This is a genomic window from Streptomyces sp. NPDC005803, assembly GCF_040630435.1.
GTDB lineage: Bacteria > Actinomycetota > Actinomycetes > Streptomycetales > Streptomycetaceae > Streptomyces.
The window spans coordinates 86,850-107,513 of sequence record NZ_JBEXXO010000017.1; the positions used below are offsets into that span (position 1 = coordinate 86,850).

The following is a 20,664-nucleotide window of genomic DNA, read 5'->3' on the forward strand; positions in this document are numbered from 1 at the left end:
GGCAACCGCGCGTGGGTAGCGCACCGTACTGGCGCTGCCCCGGCGTGCGGTCTGCTGCAGCCTCTGCCCCTCCTGGTCGGTCAGTCCGCGCACACGGACCGGCTCGGCCACCGGACTGGATCGGACACCGGACGGGATCGGACGCCATCGCACATCCAACCCGCCCCAAGCACCCACCGGGCGGACCTATTGGTCACAACGCTGGCCCGCCGCGAGGTTGCCTCGTACCACCCCACGCAGGCGATCAGCCTGAGCAGAATCCGTCCTGCATCGTGATCGAATCGCCCAGCCGGACCGTGCCGGGTTCCAGGACGTCCAGGTATACACCAAGGCACGCCAGCCGGCCCAAATCGTATACCGGCACCCGGTGTTCACGGGCGATCGCGCGCATGATGCCCGGGTCTGCGGTCAGCTCGCCGTGGCCGAGCGCGGGAACCACACAGCGGGGCGTGGGCACCAGCACGCGAAACAGCGCCTCGCCGATCCGCAGCCGCCGGTCCTGCCAGGCGTCCTCCACGAAGTCCGGACCGTCACCCGTGTCGACCACCACGTTCGGGCGGAAGCGGCGCGGATCGAAATCGCTGGAGGGACAGAGGCCTTGGAGCCTTGTCAGTGAGGACGTGGTGATGAGGTGGATCCTGCCGTAGTCGAAGAAGGTTCCCGACGCGACCTTGCCTACGGTGATCCTCTCCCCTGTTCCGTCCACGAATGCCGTTGCCCGGACGGCATCGGGGACGCCGCCCTCGTATTCCGGCACCGCACGTTCCAGCGTGCTATGGGCCGGCGCGTCGGTCGGCAAGTACACCTGACGACCCAGCAGCTTGGACAGCCGGGCGTCCAGATCGGGATCTCCGACTCTGAGGATCGCCGCGTCGGGCAGCTGGACCTCGATGGTGTCATCGTCGGCAGTCCGGCTTCTGCAGCCCAACAGACGCCCCCACTTACGCGGGTGTTTGGCACTCCCGATCGCGCCTGTCTCGTCGAGCACAGCGTGGGTCCGGTCCCCGGACAGTCCCGAGTGAGTGACCATCGCGGACCCCAGAGCCTCGCCGAGCATGGACTTCACCGGATACCGGTACAGCGCCGTCACAGTCCCCATGTTGATCAAGTATGACGTTCTCCGTCGCCCTCACGCCAGAACAATGACAACAAGCGATCAACCAGCCGCCACATCAGGTTCGAGTGGTTGTCCGAGCCGAACGATGGCCAGGATTGTGAGGCGGCGGCGCAGGGGCCGGTTCACCCAGTAGGCGAGGGACAGTTGACCGACAGGCGCGTAGCGGAGGCCGGTCAGGATGGCGCCGAGGGCGGTTTCCATCGCCGATCGGACCAGGTCGTAGCAGACGGCGGTCTCGGCGTCCGTGCGGGCGGCTTCGACGAGGTCGAGCACTGTACGGTCGCGCCGAGCCTGACGTGTACGCGGCGTTCTATAGTCGCCCGGGTCGACTGTTTTCTGTCTTCTCGGGGGGTCCGGAACACATGCGGTGCAGGAGATCACTGGCCGTCGTCCTGCTGAGCGCCGTCGCTGTACTGCTGCTCGGCGCCTGCGGGACACAGCGGGTCGGGGCGGGCGCGCCGACGACGGAAGCACCGCACTGGCAGACGTTCGCGCCGTTCCGCGTGACCGCCGCCCGGCTCTCCGACGGCGGGCGCGCGCTCAGCGTCGACGCAGAGGTGCCCGGCAAAGGGAAGACCTGCGCGCGCGGGCTGAAGGCGGTCGTGACCTCGACGTCGGAGCGCACCGTGTGGGTGCAGGTCACCTTCTCCGCCCTGACCGGCGACCCGCACGCCGACTGCTCGAAGACCGCGACCGGCACGGCGGAGGTACGGCTGCCGTCCGCGCTCGGCCACCGCGAACTGGCCGTGGACAACGACACGACGTTCACCGCGGACGACGCTGACCTGCCCGACCTGCGCCTGTGCGGCGACCGTGGTTGCCACCCGGCACCCACCGGCTGCACCCCCGCCTCGTACGACCAGGCGGTGGCGGCACTCGACGTGCCGAACCACACCTCCCGCGGCGAGGAGCACTGCGACGGGAAGTGGCTCGTGTTCGACGTGTCCTCGCGCATGGGCCCGGCCTGCGCCGAGGGCGAGGCCCCAGGCTGTGGGGCGGGCCTCGGCGACCGGTGGTTCTTCCGGGCCGAGAAGCCGGGCTGGGTGCCCCTCGCACGCGGAACGCACGCGGGCTGCACCGACGTCCACCGCATCGAGCCCGCCTTCCCAGCCGCCCTCTGCGCCGACCTGCCCGCCTTGCGGCGCTCGAACTGAGCCCGGCCTCGGGCCCGTTGCACTACCCGGCCTGCAGCCCGGGCACATGCGGGGCCTCATGCCGGCCCCCCGCATCCAGGGCCGCTTCGAGCACCGCGGGGTCGGTAAAGCCTTGTCCAACCGATCACGGGGGCCGCCAACGGCTGTGCCGGCGTTGGGCTTCGTCTCTGGAGCCCTTCTGGCTGTGCTCTACTTCGCTGCCGTGATCCGGCGTTCTTCACCGTCGGCACCAGGTGGGGCGCGGCGAGCGGAAGCGATGAGTGAGCTCGTGCTCTGTGGCCGGGTCTGAAGCCTGTTTCGCACCCGGGGTCTGCTGGGAGTGGTCATGCCGGTCAGGCTACGGATGCAGTCGAGTCGGTGAAGCCGGTTGCTGGCAGGGGGAGTTGAATTCCGTCGATGTGCCTACGACTGCGGGAACGTAGTCGAGTACGGCACCTGGACGACGAGGCCGCACGCGTCCTTTGACAGTGAAGTCAGTCGCGCTGTCATCCAATCGAAGTGTTTGACAGCGAAGCTACTCGCCAGGGCCCTCTTTGCTCCAGTGAACCTAGCCATGCGAGGCAAACGCGCTGGGGGAACTGAGAGGGAAGAGGGGGGCTTTGCGGGGTGGATCGCCCGTCTGCCTATGCTCAGGCCCATGGCACTGGAATGGGAACAGATCATCGTCGACTCCGCCGACCCCGTCGCTCTCGGGCGCTGGTGGGCCGAGGCTCTAGGCTGGGTTGTGGTCGACGAATCCGACGAGATCATCGAGATCCGGCCTGAGCCGGACCGGATGCCGGGCCTGCTCTTCGTGCCTGTCCCCGAGGGCAAGACGTCGAAGAACAGGCTCCACCCCGACTTCCGCCCCGACAACCAGGAGGCCGAGGTCGCCCGGCTGCTCTCCCTCGGCGCCCGGCGCGTCGACACCGCGCAGGACGGGCAGCACTGGGTGACCCTCCTCGACCCGGAGGGCAACGAGTTCTGCGTCCTGAGTAAGCGCAAGAGCTGAGCGGGGACCGGGCAGGCTGATGTTCAGCTCTCTGAGGTTCCTGCTCAACGATTCCGAGCACGGTGCCCTCCCGTCGCTCTTCGCCGCGACGCAGGACATCCCGGGTAACTCCTACGTCGGCCCGAACCGGCTCGGCAGCGTCAGGGTCTACCCCAGAATCCGCAAGCCTGCCCCCATCGGCCTCGAACCCAGGACGGCCACGCAGCTGTGAGCCCTCACCGCCCATCTGACCGGCACCGGATGACAGCCGCCCACCACCGCCTGACGACGCCTCCGGCTCCGCCCCTTCCCCTGCTCGGCAGGTCGGCTCGATGTGGCTACGCGTCGCGGCCGTGCAACAGCAGGCTGCCGACCAGCAGCGCGGTCGCGCTCCAGGCGGCGAGCACGCTCAGGCCTGGCCATGGGCCGATGGGCAGGTTGCGCAGCTGGACGGTGGCTTGCACCGCGAGCCCGGCGGTCATCGGCGAGATCTGCTGGAGGTGGCGCTGCCACTCGGGGTCGTCGACCACCTGGGTGACGACCGGGAAGAGGTAGAGCAGCCCGAGCACGATCCCGATGGCGGTCGCCGCCTCCCGTACCGCCGTCGCCACGCCGAGGCCGATCAGGGCGATCAGGACGAGGTAGAGGACCGAGCCCCCGGCCGCGCGCAGGGTCGAGCCGTCGGCCAGGGTCAGCGGGGGATAGCCGTGCGCCTCGGTGAATCCGTTGCCGGGCAGGATGTAACGGCCGGCGAGGAGGGAGGCCAGGACGGCAACCGTCCCGGAGGCCAGGACGACCGTGATGAGGACCGTGGCCTTGGCGGTGAGAACGGTGAGCCGGTTCGGCACCGCCGTGAGCGTGGTGCGGATCATCCCGGTGCCGTACTCGCCGCTGACGGCCAGCACCGCGAAGACGGCGATGACCGCCTGCCCGACGGTGACGCCGCTCAGGGCGAGCTTGACGGCGTCCTGGCCGCACCCTGAGTCGGGGCACTTCACGGCCTTGGCGGTGCCGCAGCCGACCGCCACAGTCAGCCCGATGGCGAGCAGGAGCAACCTGCCCGTTCCCCCTGCGCTGCGCAGCTTCGTCCACTCCGCGCGCAGGGCACGGCCGAAGCCCTCTGGCCACGCGCCGTCAGCAGTGTTCCTGAGTCGTGCACTGCTCAGGAGACTCATACGTCCCTCCCGCGCAGCCGTACCACGGCCCACCCGAAGGCGAGGGCGGCGTATCCGCCCAGCACGGCGAGGCCGGCCCAGGGCGCCAGTGGGTAGTAGCCGGTCGACGGCTCGTACACGCTGAGCACCTGCGCGTACTGCGGCAAGGTCTGCTGGATGGCGAAGCCCGCAGCCGGGGTCACCCGCAGCAGCCAGTCCGAGACGCCGGGGGGCAGTACGCCGGAGGTGGCAAGCAGGAAGGGCACCACGATCGACGCGATGACCAGAGCGACCGCCGTGGCGCTGCGCCGCAGCAGGGCGCCCATGCCGAGCGCGAGCACGGCGGTGGCTGCCCAGAGCAGGCCGGTGCCGGCCATGACGCGCACTTCGGTCGCCGATGTGACGGGGAAGACGTGGAAGCCTCTGCCACGTGCGCTGCCTTCCCCGAGGGGGATGGTGACCACGGCGGTCGCCAGGCCGATGGTGGAGGCTACGCCCCCGGTCACCAGCGCCTTGGCGGCAAGCACCCTGCCCCGCAGGGGTGTTGCCGCCATGGTCGCGCGCAGCAGACCGCTCCGGTACTCGCCGGTGATGAACACCGTGCCCACAGCGATCACCACGACGAGCCCGGCGAAGGTGCCGACGAGGAAGTTCTCGACGGAGAAGCCGACGCCCATGACGGGCCCGCCGACGACCGGTGCGATGTCACCGGCCCCGGTCACGCTGAACCCGCCGCCGTCGGTCTGGGTGAAGCCGCCTTTGGTGGTGTTCGTGTAGCTGCCGGAGGTGCCCGCGTCGCCGCCCACCTGTGTGCCGCTCCACGCCCCCTGGGACCAGCCGCCGGTGAGGCCGGGACGGCCGAAGGTTCCGGTGGCCACGGCGGGGCTGAAACCCGTGCCCGCCGAGGTGTCCTGCTTCGCCTCCGGTGACGTCGCGAAGAGCCCGGCCCGCACGGTGCGCGCAAGCCCGGGCAGCGTCGCATGGCCGACCTGGGTCCAGCGGGAGCCGTCGGTGGAGGTGGAACCGGTGAGCCTGTCACCGGAGCGGACCAGGCGGAGCCAGCGCGGGGACTCTTGGGAGACCTTGCCGGAAGGGCCCGCCGTGTCGTGCGTGTAGTCGTACTGCATGCGCACGCCGTGGCCGCCGGTAGCCATGACCGCCGCGTACGGGGATCCCTGGGCGAGGCTTTCCTTCACGATGATCCCGGCCTTCGCCCAGCTCTGGGCGCCCTGGGCCGTCCTGCCGGTCCCGGTGCCGGCCACACCGGTCAGCGACCGCAGCGGCACGGTGAGGGTGCCATCGCCGGTGAGTGTCTTGTGGACGAAGTAGAAGCTGTCGTTGACGGCCTCGCCGCCGGGGCCCTTCGGGTACGAGGCCGAGTCGACGCCGCGACCGCCGGGGGCGGGGGCGGCGGTGCCGAGCAGGCCGACCACGATCGTCACCAGGAGCGCCCCCGCCATGGCGAGGACCCAGCCGCGTACCGTACGGAACTTCGTCCACTCGGCGTGCAGCGTCCTCGGGAACCCACTGCGCTCAGCGCGCCTGGTGACCGGGGGGCGAGGTGTAAGGGTGGCGGTCATCGCGTGGCCTCCCCCGCCGGGATGCCCCGGTAGTCCACCGCGTCCCGGGTGAGCTCCATGTAGGCCTCTTCGAGCGTCGCCCGGTGCGCGGACACCTGGGAGAACGGCACCCCGTGCCGGGCGAGCAGCGCCACGATCTCCTCGTCGGGCAGGCCCGTGACGCCGAAGGTGTCGGGGCCGGTGGCGACGACGGTGGCGCCCGCGCCGTGAAGGACCTGGGCGGCGCGCGGCGGCGCGGAGGTCCGCAGAGTGACCCGGCCACCGGACGCCTCGGCGAGCAGCTCGGACACGCTGGTGTCCGCGACGACCCGGCCGCGGCCGATCACCACAAGATGGTCCGCGGTGTCTTCGAGTTCGCTCATCAGGTGGCTGGAGACCAGGACGGCGCGGCCCTGCCGGGCCAGCGACGACAGGAAGCCGCGCATCCACACGATGCCGTCGGGATCGAGGCCGTTGAACGGCTCGTCCAGCATGACGACCGGCGGGTCACCCAGCAACGCCGCCGCGATCCCCAGGCGCTGGCGCATGCCCAGCGAGAAGCCACCGGCCTTGCGCCGGGCGGCCGTGCCCAGGCCGACCTGATCGATGACCTCGTCCACCCGCCGCGCCGGCACGCCCTGCGAGTGGGCCAGCCACAGCAGGTGGTGACGAGCGGTGCGGCTCGGCTGCAGCGCAGAGGCGTCGAGCAATGCCCCCAGGTGCCGCAGTGGGTAACGCAGGGTGCGGTACGGTACCCCGTCGACCAGTGCCTTTCCCTCCTCAGCCGCGTCAAGGCCCAGGATCACGCGCATGGTGGTGGACTTGCCCGCGCCGTTGGGGCCGACGAAGCCGGTCACCCGTCCGGGGCGCACGGTGAACGTCATCCCGTCCAGAGCCAGCTGTGGCCCGAAACGTTTGCGCAGACCGATGACCTCGATCGTCGCCGTCGTACTCTCATCGCTCATGAGCCCCACCCTGTGACGGAGCGCGTTACAGGGGCCGAACGAACGCTGTCATCTCGCTGTTAGGCGCCTCGGCATAGCCTGACCCGGTACGTGTCCTGGTGCGGTGGCGAGAGGAGAGCATACGGATGACATGGGGTCCGCTCCGACGGCTCGCGCGCCTGACCGCCCGGCTCGGCCTGCGCCGTGGCACTGCCCGCACCCGCTTCACCGCCTTGTATGTGGCTCTGTTCCTGCTGTCGGGAACGGCCCTGCTCGCCATCGCGGCCGTGGCGGCATCCGGCGGATCGCGCTCCAGCCGGACCGCCCACGTCGACGGCACCGATCAGCCCGCCACTGCGGCACAGGCCCGAAGCCGCATCGACGGGCTGGAGCAGCAGCTGGCCCAAGTGCACGACAACCAGTCCCGGCAGATCCTTATCGGCTCCGCCATCGCCCTCGGCGTCATGGCGGTGATCTCGGTCGCCCTCGGCTGGTTCGTCGCGGGCCGGGTGCTGCGCCCCCTGCGCGTGATGACGGCGACCACACGCCGGATCACCGCCGACAGCCTGCATGAACGCCTGGCCATCGGCGGCCCCGGCGATGAGGTGAAGGACCTCGCCGACACCATCGACGACCTCCTCGGCCGCCTTGAGGCTTCCTTCGAGGCCCAGCGCCTCTTCGTCGCCAACGCGTCTCACGAACTGCGCACCCCGCTCACCACGATGCGGGCTTCCCTGGACGTGGCCCTCGCCAAGCCGGGCCCGGTACCCGAAACCACGGCCACGCTGGCCGCCCGGATGCGCGCCGAACTCGACCGGGTGGACGCTCTGCTGGAGAGTTTCCTCGTCCTGGCCCGCACCCAGCACGGCGAGTTCACCGACTCGGCGCGCCTGGCCCTCGGCCACCTCACGCAGACCGCCCTGAGCGGACGGGCGAAGGACATCGCGGCCAGGGCCCTGACCGTGCGTGAAAACCGGATCGACGACTCCGCGTGGGTGTGGGGCAGCCCGACGCTGCTGCGCCGCATGGCCGACAACATGGTCGACAACGCGATCGCGCACAACGACCCCGGGGGCTGGATCAGTGTCGCGGTACGGGCCGAAGGAGGTGAGGCGGGCGCAGTGTCCCTCGTCGTCGAGTCCAGCGGGCCGCTCCTCGACCAGCGGCGGGTGGCGGAGCTCGCGCGGCCCTTCCGCCGCCTTGGCGCCGACCGGACCGGCACCGGCCAGGGCAGCGGCCTCGGCCTCTCCATCGTCGCAGCGATCGCCCAGGCCCACCACGGCACCCTGGACCTGCTCGCCCGCCCCGACGGCGGCCTGCGCGTGACCATCACCCTCCCCCGTACGGACGGCAGCGCGACGGCAAAGACCCCCGACACAGAGACGAGTGTGGCGACTTGAGAGTCCTGGTGGTCGAGGACGCCCGCACCCTCGCCGAAGTCATCGCCGAGGGACTGCGCGACCAGGGCATGGCCGTAGACCTGGCCCACGACGGACTCGACGCCGCGGCCAAGCTGGACGTCCACGCGTACGACGTCGTCGTGCTCGACCGCGACCTGCCAGGTATCCACGGCGACACCCTCTGCCGGATGATCACCGAGCGGGACGGCCGCGTGATGGTCCTGATGCTGACCGCCGCCGACTCACCCGGCGACCGCGTCAGCGGACTCACCCTGGGCGCCGACGACTACCTCGCCAAGCCGTTCCACTTTCCCGAACTCGTCCTGCGCATTCGCGCACTGACCCGCCGCCGCCCCGCCGCCCGGTCCCGCACCCTGAGCACGGCAGGCATCGAACTCGACCCGATGCGCCGCACCGCCAGCCGGGACGGCCACCGACTCGACCTTTCCGTAAAGGAATTCGCGGTCCTCGAAGCTCTCCTGAACGCGCACCCCGCCTTCCTCAGCACGGAGAACCTCCTCGAACAGGTCTGGGACGAACACGCCGACCCGTTCACCAACACCGTCACCGTGACCATCAGCCGCCTGCGCCGCAAACTCGGCGGCCCCCCGGCCATCGCCACCACACCCGGCGTGGGGTATCGGATCATCGACCCAGACGTCCCACCCGCGTGAGCAACCGACAGGGGCCGTGGGCCCGCCAACAGGGGCCGTGCCCGGTGCACCGACGCCAGTGATCTGCGCAGTCGGCCTCGGAGCGGAGCCGTAGCCCTTGTCGGCGTGGAGCGTCCGGCCACGGCCTCCGTCGTATGTCGACGGAACACCGGGCCGACGTCCAACGGCTCGTCCGAATTCGGCGGTACCGACTGTCCGCGGCCGCTTCCGAGATGCGCCCGAAGGGGCACTGGGATGACGATGGCCGGAACTCTGAGGAGGACTTCGGCGCCGCGACTTGCCCCGCCCACAGCCCCTCTGTTCCGCTGGACCACCGCCCGGGGCTCCGTCCTGATGTGCGCCCCGGCCGGCGGATGCTCCGGTGCCGTGGGCGTCGGTGGCAGAGACCGGCGAAGACCGACCCGGCCCTCAGGCGGTGAAGCCGCCGTCGATGTTCAGGCTGGAGCCGGTGATGTAGCCGGCGTCAGGCCCGGCAAGATACGAGACGAAGGCGCCGACCTCGGCTGCGGTGCCGTAGCGGTCGGCCGCCATGACCCCGAGCATGGACTGGGCGGCGGGTCCGTCGGCGGGGTTGGCGTCGGTGTCGATCGGTCCGGGCTGGATGTTGTTGATGGTGATCCCGCGCGGTGCCAGTTCACGCGCGAGGCCCCGGGTGAGGCTCGCCAGTGCGCCCTTGGTCAGTGCGTAGATCGACTGGTCGGGGAACGGCGTGCGGTCGGCGTTGATGCTGCCTATGTTGATGATCCGCCCGCCTGCGCCCATGCGTGCCAGCGACTGGCGGATCGCCACGATGGCGGACCGCACGTTGACCGTGAGCATCGCGTCGATCTCGTCCATCTTCAGGTCGGTGATCGGCCCGAAGGAGGCCACTGCGGCGTTGTTCACGAGAATGTCCAGGCCGCCGAACCGCTCGACGGTCCGCGCGACAGCGGTTTCGACGTCCGTTTCATGCATGCTGTCGGCGCGGATCGGGAACACGGTGCCTCCCGACGCGACGGCCGCGGCAGCCACAGCCTCCGCTCGCTCGGCGGACCGGGCGTAGGTGAACGCCACTGCCGCGCCGTCGGCTGCCAGGCGTGCGACGATACCGGCGCCGACGCCCCGGGACCCTCCTGTCACCAGTGCGGTCTTGCCGTCAAGCGGTCGTACAGGCATGGGTCGTCCTCTTCGTGTGGTGTTGTTCGTGTGGTGTTGTTCGTGTGCTGTGTTGTTCGTGTCGTGTCGCTGGGTCAGGCCGCCCGTGATCACGGGCGCGCGTGGGCGACGAACCGGGCATCGCGCAGGTTGCGGGCCAGTTCGGCGCGCGTCTGGCGGTCGTGGTGGTTCCAGGCGGGTTGGCCCGGTGCGGTGCGCCAGGACTCGCTCAGCGGACTGTTGTCCACGGTGTCGAAGCCGAACTGGTCGTAGAGCCGGGTCACCAGCGCGACGGCGTCCGGGAAGTCGCTGGAGACCGACAGCGCCAGCCGGCCGGGATCACCGGCCGGCCGCCCGGCGGTGAGCAGGACCGGCGCCTGGATGTGGGTGAAGGCCTTGGCGACCCTGGACCTCGGCAGCTGTTCCTGGCGGAGCTCGTGCTCGGTCTTCCCGCCCGAGTCGATCACCGGGATACGGCCGTCGCGCCAGGCCATGTAGTTGTTCGTGTCCAGAACGACCTTGTCGGCCAGTTCCTCGACCGGCAGTCGGTCTGCCGCGGTGAGAGGCATCGCCACGACGGCGAAGTCGCCGGCGGCCGCCGCGTACGCCGCACGGGCGGCGTAGGCGCCCGGACCGAGTTGCGCGACGAGGGGAGCCAGGGTCTCCGGTCCCCGGGAGTTCGCCAGAACCACCTCGTACCCGTTCGCCAGGGCCGCCCGAGCGACCTGGCTGCCGACCTCCCCCGCCCCGATGATTCCGATCGTGGTCACGGCCTCCCCCTCCTTTTGTACCGTTCGGTTGGATCACCGTAACATCTTTTGTACCGATCGGTTGGCGAGGCGTTTCCGCAAACTGTACCGATCGGTAGGATGGTGGGATGACAACAGACAGGCCGAGCACGGGCCGACCCCGCGGCTTCGACGAGGAGGCGGTCCTCGACCGCGCTGTCGAGGTCTTCTGGAGGCAGGGCTACGAGGGGACGTCGATGAGCGACCTCACCGGCGCCATGGGCATCAACCGCCCCAGCCTGTACGCCACTTTCGGCAGCAAGGAACAGCTGTTCCAGCGCGCCTTCGACCGCTACCGCGAGACCAAGGTGGCCTACGTCGCCGACACCTTCGAGCAACCGACCGCGTACGCAGTCGTCGAAAGCTTCCTGCGCAGCAGCGCCGACGCCCTGACGGCCGGCGACCACCCCCGCGGCTGCCTCTCCGTTCAGGGCGGCCTGGCCTGCTCGCCACAGAACGCCCGTGTCCCCGAGGTCCTCGCTGCCGGCCGGGCCACTACGGAGAGCGCGCTGGCGCAGCGGCTGGCGCGAGCGGTTGAGGACGGTGACCTTCGGGCAGAGACGGACGCCCGGGCGCTGGCGCGGTTCGTGATGGTCCTCAGCGAGGGCTTCGCGGTCCACGCCTCAGCCGGTGCCGAACGCGACGATCTTCACGCCTCGATCGACATCGCACTGCGGTCCGTCGCGGCGCTCTGCTCCTGACGGTGCCAGCCCGTCGCTGCGCAGCACCGGGCCTGGGTGTGCCGGTCCCGGTCCTGTTCATGTGCGACATCCCGTGAGTTCCCCTGAGCCGCGCTGAGTCACTGGCCCCGTGGCCAGGGGGGTGTTCCTCCTCCGGGTGTCCTGTGACCTTGTTCTGGAGTCCGAGGACGTCAACCCTCAACTGCTGATCAACAAGTTCACCGCCTTGGGCACCGGCCCGGTCAGCGCGGTCTCCCTGACCGCACCGCTTCGCGGCCAGGCCGCCACCCTGGAACAGCTCCGCGTCGACCGGCAGCTCGAAGAAGCCCTCTCCACCTCGCGGCCACCGAGATATTGCTCCTGCGCTCCGCGCACAACAGCACGATGCGCGCCCGTTGGCCAAGCCCTGCGCCGTCCGGCGCCGGTTCGCCCACCTCTCCCACACACGCGGCTCGTCCTCCGTGAGCAACAGCGGGAGTGTCGGCATACTTGCCATAACTCCAGCAGAGCGCACAACTCATGACCGGGACACCAGTACGCTTGTCCGAACACAGGAGGTTTCCATGGCCAAGGGCTACTGGGTCAGTGCCTACCGCACCATTTCCGACCCCGAGAAGCTAGCCGCCTACAACAAGCTGGCCGGTCCGGCCGTCCAGGCCGGGGGCGGGCGGGTGCTTGCTCGCGGCGGTCGCGTCGTCGCCCACGACGCCGGGATTGCCGAGCGCACGGTCCTGATCGAGTTCGACACCTTTGAACAGGCGGTCGCGGCACACGAGAGTACGGCATACCAGGAGGCGCTGGTCGCCCTTGCCGACGGCGTCGAGCGCGACTTCCGCATCATCGAAGGCGTCGACTGACCGGTGCTCCAGCTGGTGACAACGGAGCCGGCCGGCCTACCTCAGAATCCTGCTGCGACTGTCAGCCTCCAACACCGTGGCCTGGGCAGGTGATCCGATAGTGCTGCCGTGGCCACGGTGTCTGTGACGGTTCTTGTGAGCCCTCGCCGTATGTGGGATACCCGCGCTGTTCTGCCAGCGGCGGAACACCGGCCGGACCGGGCTCGACGATCACTACAGTCCGGACGCATGACAACGATGACGACGCGTACGGTCGAGTACCCGGCCGACGGTTTGACGATGATCGGGCACCTCGCGCTCCCGGCCGGTGCCGACCGCCGGCCCGCGGTGCTGGTCGGGCCGGAGGGCATGGGGCTCAGCGACGTGGAGCGCCGCCGGGCCGATGCTCTCGCCGAGCTGGGATACGTAGCGCTGGCCTTCGACCTTCACGGCGGGCGCTACTTGGGTGACCCCGAGGAAATGCTGGCCCGTTGCATGCCGCTGCTCGCCGATCCCGACCGGATGAGGGGCATCGGCCATGCGGCGCTCGACGTGTTGCGCGCCGAACCGCGGACCGACCCTGACCGGATCGCCGCCGTCGGCTACGGCACCGGGGGCGCCGTCGGGCTGGAACTCGGGCGCGACGGCGTCGACCTGCGCGCGATCGGGACAGTCAACGCATTGACCACGGGCCGACCAGGCGAGGCGGCGCGCATTCGCTGCCCGGTGTGGGCCGGGGTCGGGTCGGAAGACCCGATCATGCCGCCCGCGCAACGCGACGCGTTCGCCGCTGAGATGCAGGCCGCGGGCGTCGACTGGCGCCTCACGGTCTACGGCGGCGCCTTGCACGCCTTCCACCACCCGCCGGTCGACCACCCCGCCGTCCCCGGCGTCGGCTACCACCCACAGCACGCGCAGCGAGCCTGGCGCGATGTCGTCGACCTGCTCTCCGAGTGCCTGCCCGTGACGGAGGACCTGGGTGTATGACCCAGGCAAACATGCTGACCCCAGGTCTGGTCGGGGTCGGACACTGACAGCCCCCTCCCCGCAAATCCGCACAGCAGAACCCCATGCGGGCAGATGCTCGATTGCGGAGACGTATGCACAACTGCCGCAGTGGACGCCGGTTTTCTGCGGCAGAGCACCTAGCGTGACCATTGCGACCTGCGGCGGGACATTGCGGCCGTCGGGGCGAGGCGGACGCAGTTACTGCGGCAGTGCCGGAAGGGCGGGGGCGGGCATGACGATCGAACCGGTGACTGAACACAAGGGTGTGGGGCGTTGCGGTTGCCGGGCGTCCGGGTAGTGCCGCTGTCTGCCCCGCCGGCTACGTACACCACGGCGGTCGTCCGGTTTTTGACAGGTGTGGGCATCGCGAAGTCCTCTGCGGGATCTACCGGATCTCGCTGACGACGCGGGGATGGATGCTCAACCGTGAGCCCGCGCCGACCGGGCGCGCCCGCCGGGGCGCGAAGCCACCCGTCTCCCCCATCGCCGCGATCGACGACCCGGCACTGCCCGAGACACTGCCGACGATCGGCATCGAGCGGCGGCCGGCACCGCCGGACCGCACCAAGGCCGTAGAGGTCGAGTGCTCGGTGCCCGGGTCGGGCCGCCTCGGTCTCCAGGTCGGCGTTGTCGCAGCGGGAGACTTCGTACTGAGGCTTGTCACCTGCACCTACCTGCCGATCTGACGCGGGACCCCCACCGCGAGAAGTTTGTCCGGGTTGCGGATGGCGTAGAAGTTGGTGATCCTCCCGTCGGCGATCTCGATCAGGAAGACGCCTTCGAGGCGCTCGCCGCGGAGGACGAGGGTGGGCGTGCTGTTGCAATTGACCTTCTCGATCCGTAGGTTCGCCAGCCGCTCCAGGCGGAACAGGCTCATGAGGACCGCGGCCACCTTCTCCGCGCCTACCACGGGCCGGCGTGCCGCGGTGGCCTTGCCGCCGCTGTCGGCGGTCCAGGCGACGTCCGGGGCTAGCAGCGAAAGCAGCCCGTCCAGGTCGCCGGTGGTTGCCGCGGTCAGGAACTGCTCGGTGATCTGCGCGGTCGTGACGGCGTCGGCTGGCTCGAAGCGCCTGCGCCGCGCCCGTACGTGCTCACGGGCACGGTGCGCCACCTGGCGGGCCGTCGCCACGGGCTTGCCCACCGCTGTGGCGATGTCGCGGAACTCGAAACCGAACACCTCGCGCAGCACGAACACCGCACGCTCATCGGGTGTGAGCGTTTCGAACAGCACGAGCATCGCCATCGACACCGACTCAGCGAGCAGGACGTCGGCCGAGGCGTCGTTCGCGTCGAGGAGCAACGGCTCGGGCAGCCATGGGCCGACGTAGTCCTCGCGGCGACGTGCGTTCGTCCGCACGGCGTTGAGCGCCTGCCGGGTCACCAGTTGCGCCAGGTAGGACTTGGTGTCCCGTACCGTCGCGAGGTCCACTTCGGCCCACCGGAGATAGCTGTTCTGCAGCACGTCGTCGGAGTCGGTCGCCGAGCCGAGGATCTCGTAGACGATCGTGAACAGCAGGGGCCGCAACAGGGTGAACCGCTCGGCATGCTCGTCGGTGGTCACGGGGAGGGGACCTCCCGCGCGGCGGAGACCGCCCCCGCGGGACGCGGACCGCCCTTCGGCCAGCCCATGGAACCGGGCTTGACCGCCTCGCGGCGTATCCGCTTCGCCACCACGAACCTGCAGGTCATCTCCTTGATCGCCGCTCCCGCGCGGCCGCCGATGTAGAGGTTCACCGCGGTGTCGTCCTTGCGGGCGAGCTGTCGGATGCCAGCACGCCGGCCGAGGCTGACGCATGCCCCGGTGAAGGCCAGATCGATCACGGCTGGTTCGGTTCCCGCGATACGGCTCAGCACGGTGTCTGCCGCCTGCGCTCCGAGCGGCCCGGCGGCGTAGCCGCTCATCCGCAAGGGCTCCCCCGAGGGGGCGGCGGCGTCGCCGGCCGCGATGATGCGGTCGTCGTCGACGCTGGTCAATGTCTCGTCGGTGAGCAACCGGCCGATGCTGTCGGTGCGCAGCCCGCTGGACGCCGCCAGCTCCGGCACGCCGAAACCTGCCGTCCAGATCGTCAGTGCGCTCGGACGCACCCCACCGTCGGCAAGGACGACCGCGTCCTGCCGGACCTCGCTCACCGAGGCGGCCTCGAGTACGGCAACACCGTGCCGGGACAGCCATGTGGCGATGTAGCGGCGACCAGACGCACTGAATGTCGGCGCCAGGGCGCGCCCGCACACCAGCGTGACCTTCCGTCCTTGTTCGGCCAGCTCGGCAGCCGTCTCGATGCCTGTCAGTCCACCGCCGACCACGCTGACCGGAGCATCGAGGGGCAACTCTTCCAGCCTGGTACGCAACCGCTGCGCGGACTCCAGCTCAGCGACGTCGTACGCGTACTCGGCCGTGCCGGGCACCGATGCGGGTGTCGCTCCGGTGCTGCCGACTGCGTAGATCACATAGTCGTAGGCCAGCTCGCGTCCCGGCGCCAGCAGTACCTTGCGGGCGGCGGTGTCTATGCGTGTGGCGCTGTCGACGACCAGCTCGATGCCGTCGCCGAGCAGTGTGCCGTAGTCGATCGTGGCCTCACCGCTACGGGCCACGAACTGGTGCAGTCTGATGCGTTCGACGAACTCCGGGCGCGGGTTGACCAAAGTGACGTCGACGTCGGGACGTGTCCGCAGGCGGTTGGCCGCGATCGTCCCGGCGTACCCACCGCCGATGACCACGACCTTGCTGCGGTTGCTGCGGTTGCTGTGTTCGCTCATGCCCTCAAGACACCGCGTGCCGGTGGAGATGTGACACGCGGCGACGTGACGTGCGTCACTACATAGAGATGGCTACAGCAGAGGCGTGGGGGCGAGGGCGGAATCAAAGGCCTCAAGCGCCACAGTCCTGTCGCAGCGCGGCCCCTCCGTGCTACAGGTGCGCGGGTATGCCGACCGTCGGACGTACGCCACCTCCATCAGCCCGCGCCCCGTCCTGTGCTACCGATCGATGCCCAAGTCCAGGGGTCGGCGCCCACGGTGAGGGCGCGCTGCTGTCGATCGGGGCGGAGGTGGTGCGCCCCGATCGACAGCCTCCGATGAGCACCGGCCCTGCCCCGGCCGAGGGGACGGCCACGAGGTGAAGGAGATGTCAGCCCTGGCGGCCGGGGAGCATGGCCAGGGCCTGGGAGCGCTTTGCGACGAGCTCGTCGTACGTGCCGTCGCGCTCGGCCCACCGCAGCGGGAGAACCCGCTCGACCAGGATCTCGTCAGGGGTGGGCTCCTGCGAGAGCAACTGCATGACCTCGGCGGCGAAGCCGTCGAGCGGCAGCGCCTGCGGGTTCACTTTCTCCTGCCCTGCCGTGGCGACGGCCGGGGGGACGAGTTCGACGACGCTGACGCCGGTGCCGTCCAGCTGCGCGCGCAGCGCCTCGGAGTAGGCGTGGACCGCGGCTTTCGAGGCGGCGTAGGTGGGCATGGGCGGGAACGGTGTGAAGGCGATGCCGGAGGTGACGGTGACGAAGGTGCCTTCGCCGCGTCGGACCAGGTGCGGGGTGAAGGCGTCGACGACCCTGATGGTGCCGACCAGGTTGGTGTCGATCGTCGTCTGCGCCGCTTCGAAGTGCGCCGGGTCGCGCACATCTTCCAGGAGCATGACGCCCGACATGGTCACCACGGTGTCCAGCTGGGGGTAGCGGACGAGTACGGCGTCGCGGGCACGTGCGACGGAGGCACCGTCGGTGACATCGACGTCGAAGGTGCCGAAGCCTTCGTCGGAGAGTTCCGAGAGTGCCTCCGCGCTGCGCCCCCCGACCGCCACGGTGCTGCCCGCCGCAGCGAGCCGCCGGGCCAGTTCCCGGCCGATGCCGGACGTTCCGCCGACGATGAAGACGGTCCGGTTGGAGACATCCATGAGGTCTTCCTTCGGTTTGGGGCGCCCACGACGTTCGGACCCGTGGCGCCGCCCAGTGATGATCTCTGTCCTTCTCACAGAGTGGTTCCGCCAGTCTTGACCGGCTCCGCGGAGTGGGGCAGTGCCCCCGTCTTCCCTGGTCCTACCAGGGCCCCCCTGAGACGCTCGCACCGCATTACGGTGGTTGGCGTGAAGGATGAGAAATCGGACAACCAGCTCGGCAGCTACCTGCGCGCCCGGCGTGAGCTGATCTCCCCGGCACAGGCAGGACTCCCGCCCGGCGGCAACCGCCGCGTCCCCGGCCTGCGCCGCGAGGAAGTCGCCCTGCTCGCCGGAATCAGCCCGGACTACTACCTGCGCCTGGAACGGGGCCGTGACAGGAACCCCTCACCCCAGGTCCTCGAATCACTCGCGCGCGTCCTGAACCTCGACGACGTCGAGCGGACCTATCTGCTCGGCCTGACGGCAGCCCGCCCCAGGGCGCCGCGCCGCAAGCGTCCCGAGCACGTACCGGCGCGGGTGCACCAGCTCCTCGCCCACCTTCAGATCCCCGCGTTCGTCGAAGGACGCGCCTTCGACGTACTGGCCTCCAACCCCATGGCCGTCGCCCTCTCCCCCCGCCTGCGCCCCGGCCACAACCGGCTCCTTTCCCTCCTCCTCGACCCGGAGGAGCGAGCCTTCCAGCAGGACTGGGCGAAAGCCACCGCCGACTTCATCGCTACCCTTCGCACCACCATCGGGGACGACACCGGCAACCCACGGTTCGTCGAACTCGTCGGAGAACTCGCACTGTCCAGCCAGCGGTTCCGCACCCTGTGGGCCCGGCACGACGTCCGCAACCTCGACGGAGGCACCACCACCGTCCGCCACCCCGTCGTCGGTGAACTACGGCTCCACCGCGACAAACTCCCCATCGACGACGTCATCCTCGTCGTCTACTACCCCGACAAGGACAGCGACAGCGACGAGAAGCTGCACCTTCTCGCCGCCGTCTCACACACCGAACCCACCGACACACCGCCCACCAAGCCGGCAGATACCCCCCGCCCGAAGACAGCCTGACGAGTACTGGCGTCCCGCGTCATCGCCGGAACGGCCGCGCCACGAGTTCCGCCCCCGAGACACCAGGGTTTCTGACCACTACTTTCAGTCAATCGACGGCTGTCTGCCCCGTCGTGCCGTCAGCTTGGCCAGTTCGGATACGGCCGGAGCGGCGCGCTTGGCCGGCCCTGAACGCCCTTGTGCGGTGCAACACCCGGTACATGAACGCCGCCGTGAACCAGCTGCGGGCTGACGGAGTCGAGGGTGCCCGGGGGTGCCGCGCCGCTGGGTTGCGACTGGTCGCCTGTGACAAGAGGGCTGGGGCCAGACGACGATCCAGCAGCGGGGCTGGGAAGTCCAGCACGGAACCGTCCGCGCGACGCCGATCCTGCTCGGAACAGACGAGGGTGGTCGCCAGGGTGCCTGACGTCTCTCATTCCCCTGCGGAAAAGGTCGACAGCAGCGCGGATGACCTGATCCGATCGCGACCGTACGGTGCCTGTCGGCAAACGATGGCGCACGTGAGCGGTCAGCGCATCACCGCTGTTCAGGAGGTCGGCGTGGACCTCTGCCGGATTACGGCAGCTACGGGTGTTGCGCGGGCGGTGGTTGATTTCCCGGGCGATGGCGTCCAGGTCGGCCTTTCCGAACGTGCGGAGGTCCGCCGAGACAGTTGGTGTTCTCCTCGGTGCCGCGCGGCCTCAGTCGCGTCTCGGCCCCGGAAAGAGCAAGACAACGTCAACGGCCCTCGGCAGGCCTCGACGAAAGGCGTCCGCGGCCCCGGCCGGCAAGGGCGCCGGCCGGGGCCGCGGACAGACGATATGTGGCCGTGGAGGGCGGTCGCCTACGCGGCGAGGAGCTCTGCAGGACTTCAGCCGAACGATCTTCCCTGCAGGCCATGAGTGAGGCCCGGGGACACTGTCCCCCCACGGTCACGGCCTTTACAACCGCGCGGCTCCCGCGGGCATTCCCACCCCGGGACGGGACAGCGGCGGCTCCCGATCCGGGCTCGGGTGCGCTCGGAGGTGGGTGCGGCCGCGGCGTTCTGGTGCGGTGATCCGACGGGAGTGGGCCGCGAACATCATGTGGAGTGGACTGTTGAAGAGGACGTGAGTGGGGCGGCAACACCAGACCGGCCACTTCATGTTCATTCGGGGTGGATGAGGAGGAAGGCGCTCGGAGCACCTTCCGGGGTGGGCGGCTGGGCCTGACGGGCGATGGCGGAGCCCCGCGAAGCCGGGCGGTGACCGGAGGGAGGTCCTCATCATTCTTCTGGTGTCCAGGAGCACCGTGGACCACATCTCACCTCGTTGCCGAGGCCCTGGTGCGCGGGGTGGCGACTGGACAGGCTAGTTTGCTCGGGTGAGTCTCCTTGATGATGTGGCCGAGCGCGACGGCTGGCAGTGCTGGGTGTGCGACGAACCGGTCGACCCCGACATGTCGGTGAACGACTTGCGGGGGCCGAGCGTTGACAGCCGGACCGCGGACCGGAAGGCCAAGGTCGCCGAGCGGCTGGCGCACCGAGGGTGCAACTCCCGCAAGGGCGCGGTCAAGGTGGTCATCGCCTGGCCTGACCGCCTGTACGTGGCCGAACCCGCGCCGCTGATCACCGTTGCCGAAAGGCTGGAGCGCAAGGGGGGCCGCGAGATGGTGGGCCGTTGTCCGAACAGGCAGGACGCCCAAGAGGCGGCGGATTGGCTGGTGGACCGGTTCTCCCGACTGGTCCCGGGGCTGCCGGTGACCGCCGACATCGAGGCGGGCGGCGGCCAGTTCCTCGTCATCCTGGCCACCCGCCGCCGCTGAGCAGGGATCCCCGGCGGGCACGCGTCGAATCGCAGCGTGTGTAGGGGATGTGGGTGGGCAGGACGTTTTTCGTCTTCGTTCTCCTCGGTTTCCGACGCTGCGGATCCCACAAAGCAAGACAGCAACGGATCCTCCCGCTTCATCCCCTCACTTGCCCCGAACCGCGACGCCTGATCAGCCGCCTCAGCCGCTCCCGCCCGAGCATCGGGTACGTCCTATCGGTCACCCTCGCAACGGCACCGACAACACCGAGCCCGCCCCAGGCCATTGCGAACCACGCGGCCACATCCCATCAGAAGCTGCCCCATCAGCAGGACAAGACCCCTGCGGTACCAGGGCGGTCACCGGCCCCCAGCGCATCGCCCGGGCCCGACGGCCCGGACGGTCCACTCGCACGGGGCCGAACTTACAGGCGGCTCGTAGCTCCCGGGCCCACGGCGGATCGGGGAGATCGACACGTCCGGACCTCGTCGGACCCTCTCGGCCCAGCACACTTCCCAAGTGAGCCGTGAA

General features: G+C 69.9%; 21 protein-coding genes. 11 read left to right on the top strand and 10 right to left on the bottom strand.

Annotated elements, in window-relative coordinates; translation table 11 throughout:
* Positions 1 to 244 precede the first annotated feature (244 nt).
* Both ABZ454_RS23845 and ABZ454_RS23850 read right to left on the bottom strand, forming a co-directional pair.
* A complete protein-coding gene (locus ABZ454_RS23845; protein WP_359540677.1) occupies positions 245 to 1,099 on the bottom strand; it encodes an MOSC domain-containing protein in 855 nt (284 codons plus the stop codon).
* A 57-nt stretch (positions 1,100 to 1,156) separates the two neighbouring features.
* Complete coding sequence (locus tag ABZ454_RS23850) at positions 1,157 to 1,390, bottom strand: hypothetical protein (protein ID WP_359540679.1); 234 nt, start codon at positions 1,388 to 1,390, stop codon at positions 1,157 to 1,159.
* 89 nt (positions 1,391 to 1,479) lie between these two features.
* Between ABZ454_RS23850 and ABZ454_RS23855 the strand changes: the two genes are divergently transcribed.
* The 3 genes from ABZ454_RS23855 (at position 1,480) to ABZ454_RS23865 (ending at position 3,473) form a co-directional block, all read left to right on the top strand.
* Positions 1,480 to 2,271 carry a hypothetical protein gene (locus ABZ454_RS23855; RefSeq protein WP_359540680.1) on the top strand — a complete coding sequence of 264 codons (792 nt, stop codon included), beginning with the start codon at positions 1,480 to 1,482 and terminating at the stop codon, positions 2,269 to 2,271.
* 637 nt (positions 2,272 to 2,908) lie between these two features.
* The gene (locus tag ABZ454_RS23860) at positions 2,909 to 3,262 is read left to right on the top strand and encodes a VOC family protein (protein ID WP_359540682.1); all 354 of its coding nucleotides are present in this window, start codon (positions 2,909 to 2,911) and stop codon (positions 3,260 to 3,262) included.
* 19 nt (positions 3,263 to 3,281) lie between these two features.
* Entirely contained in the window at positions 3,282 to 3,473 is a 192-nt protein-coding gene (locus tag ABZ454_RS23865; protein WP_359540684.1) for a hypothetical protein, read from the top strand.
* Between the two features lie 106 nt (positions 3,474 to 3,579).
* Here ABZ454_RS23865 and ABZ454_RS23870 read toward each other — a convergent pair whose 3' ends face one another.
* From ABZ454_RS23870 to ABZ454_RS23880, 3 genes are read right to left on the bottom strand one after another with little or no spacing between them, the layout of a single operon-like run.
* The gene (locus ABZ454_RS23870; protein ID WP_359540685.1) at positions 3,580 to 4,416 is read right to left on the bottom strand and encodes an ABC transporter permease subunit; all 837 of its coding nucleotides are present in this window, start codon (positions 4,414 to 4,416) and stop codon (positions 3,580 to 3,582) included.
* Positions 4,413 to 5,975 carry an ABC transporter permease subunit gene (locus ABZ454_RS23875; protein WP_359540686.1) on the bottom strand — a complete coding sequence of 521 codons (1,563 nt, stop codon included), beginning with the start codon at positions 5,973 to 5,975 and terminating at the stop codon, positions 4,413 to 4,415. Before ABZ454_RS23875 ends, ABZ454_RS23870 begins: the two co-directional genes overlap by 4 nt.
* Positions 5,972 to 6,919: an ATP-binding cassette domain-containing protein gene (locus ABZ454_RS23880; RefSeq protein ID WP_359540687.1), complete on the bottom strand. Its 948-nt coding sequence runs from the start codon at positions 6,917 to 6,919 to the stop codon at positions 5,972 to 5,974. The genes ABZ454_RS23875 and ABZ454_RS23880 overlap by 4 nt, the downstream gene beginning before the upstream one ends.
* Positions 6,920 to 7,044: 125 nt before the next feature.
* On the opposite strand from ABZ454_RS23880, the gene ABZ454_RS23885 reads away from it, so the two are divergent.
* Both ABZ454_RS23885 and ABZ454_RS23890 read left to right on the top strand, forming a co-directional pair.
* Positions 7,045 to 8,298 (top strand): HAMP domain-containing sensor histidine kinase, encoded by a 1,254-nt coding sequence (locus ABZ454_RS23885; RefSeq protein ID WP_359540688.1) that lies wholly within the window; start codon positions 7,045 to 7,047, stop codon positions 8,296 to 8,298.
* Positions 8,295 to 8,972, top strand: coding sequence for a response regulator transcription factor (locus tag ABZ454_RS23890; RefSeq protein ID WP_359540690.1), 678 nt, complete (start codon positions 8,295 to 8,297; stop codon positions 8,970 to 8,972). The genes ABZ454_RS23885 and ABZ454_RS23890 overlap by 4 nt, the downstream gene beginning before the upstream one ends.
* Before the next feature lie 408 nt (positions 8,973 to 9,380).
* Here the strand turns inward: ABZ454_RS23890 and ABZ454_RS23895 are convergent, their stop codons facing one another.
* Positions 9,381 to 10,127 carry an SDR family oxidoreductase gene (locus ABZ454_RS23895; protein WP_359540692.1) on the bottom strand — a complete coding sequence of 249 codons (747 nt, stop codon included), beginning with the start codon at positions 10,125 to 10,127 and terminating at the stop codon, positions 9,381 to 9,383.
* 89 nt (positions 10,128 to 10,216) lie between these two features.
* Complete coding sequence (locus ABZ454_RS23900; protein WP_359540693.1) at positions 10,217 to 10,876, bottom strand: NAD(P)-binding domain-containing protein; 660 nt, start codon at positions 10,874 to 10,876, stop codon at positions 10,217 to 10,219.
* A 107-nt stretch (positions 10,877 to 10,983) separates the two neighbouring features.
* On the opposite strand from ABZ454_RS23900, the gene ABZ454_RS23905 reads away from it, so the two are divergent.
* The 4 genes from ABZ454_RS23905 (at position 10,984) to ABZ454_RS23920 (ending at position 14,104) form a co-directional block, all read left to right on the top strand.
* Positions 10,984 to 11,595 carry a TetR/AcrR family transcriptional regulator gene (locus ABZ454_RS23905; RefSeq protein WP_359540694.1) on the top strand — a complete coding sequence of 204 codons (612 nt, stop codon included), beginning with the start codon at positions 10,984 to 10,986 and terminating at the stop codon, positions 11,593 to 11,595.
* 542 nt (positions 11,596 to 12,137) lie between these two features.
* Complete coding sequence (locus ABZ454_RS23910) at positions 12,138 to 12,431, top strand: DUF1330 domain-containing protein (RefSeq protein WP_359540695.1); 294 nt, start codon at positions 12,138 to 12,140, stop codon at positions 12,429 to 12,431.
* Between the two features lie 228 nt (positions 12,432 to 12,659).
* Positions 12,660 to 13,397, top strand: coding sequence for a dienelactone hydrolase family protein (locus tag ABZ454_RS23915; RefSeq protein WP_359540697.1), 738 nt, complete (start codon positions 12,660 to 12,662; stop codon positions 13,395 to 13,397).
* Positions 13,398 to 13,834: 437 nt separating this feature from the next.
* Positions 13,835 to 14,104: a hypothetical protein gene (locus ABZ454_RS23920; protein ID WP_359540699.1), complete on the top strand. Its 270-nt coding sequence runs from the start codon at positions 13,835 to 13,837 to the stop codon at positions 14,102 to 14,104.
* Here the strand turns inward: ABZ454_RS23920 and sigJ are convergent.
* From sigJ to ABZ454_RS23935, 3 genes are all read right to left on the bottom strand, one after another.
* Positions 14,089 to 14,979, bottom strand: a complete 891-nt coding sequence (sigJ, locus tag ABZ454_RS23925; RefSeq protein ID WP_359540701.1) for an RNA polymerase sigma factor SigJ — start codon at positions 14,977 to 14,979, stop codon at positions 14,089 to 14,091. The two genes, ABZ454_RS23920 and sigJ, sit on opposite strands and share 16 nt — an antisense overlap.
* Positions 14,976 to 16,175 (bottom strand): FAD-dependent oxidoreductase, encoded by a 1,200-nt coding sequence (locus tag ABZ454_RS23930; protein WP_359540702.1) that lies wholly within the window; start codon positions 16,173 to 16,175, stop codon positions 14,976 to 14,978. The genes sigJ and ABZ454_RS23930 overlap by 4 nt, the downstream gene beginning before the upstream one ends.
* A 370-nt stretch (positions 16,176 to 16,545) precedes the next feature.
* Positions 16,546 to 17,307: an SDR family NAD(P)-dependent oxidoreductase gene (locus ABZ454_RS23935; protein WP_359540703.1), complete on the bottom strand. Its 762-nt coding sequence runs from the start codon at positions 17,305 to 17,307 to the stop codon at positions 16,546 to 16,548.
* Positions 17,308 to 17,496: 189 nt separating this feature from the next.
* Between ABZ454_RS23935 and ABZ454_RS23940 the strand changes: the two genes are divergently transcribed.
* Both ABZ454_RS23940 and ABZ454_RS23945 read left to right on the top strand, forming a co-directional pair.
* Positions 17,497 to 18,369 carry a helix-turn-helix transcriptional regulator gene (locus ABZ454_RS23940; RefSeq protein ID WP_359540704.1) on the top strand — a complete coding sequence of 291 codons (873 nt, stop codon included), beginning with the start codon at positions 17,497 to 17,499 and terminating at the stop codon, positions 18,367 to 18,369.
* Between the two features lie 1,341 nt (positions 18,370 to 19,710).
* Positions 19,711 to 20,151, top strand: coding sequence for a hypothetical protein (locus tag ABZ454_RS23945; protein ID WP_356319381.1), 441 nt, complete (start codon positions 19,711 to 19,713; stop codon positions 20,149 to 20,151).
* The last annotated feature ends 513 nt before the right edge of the window (positions 20,152 to 20,664 follow it).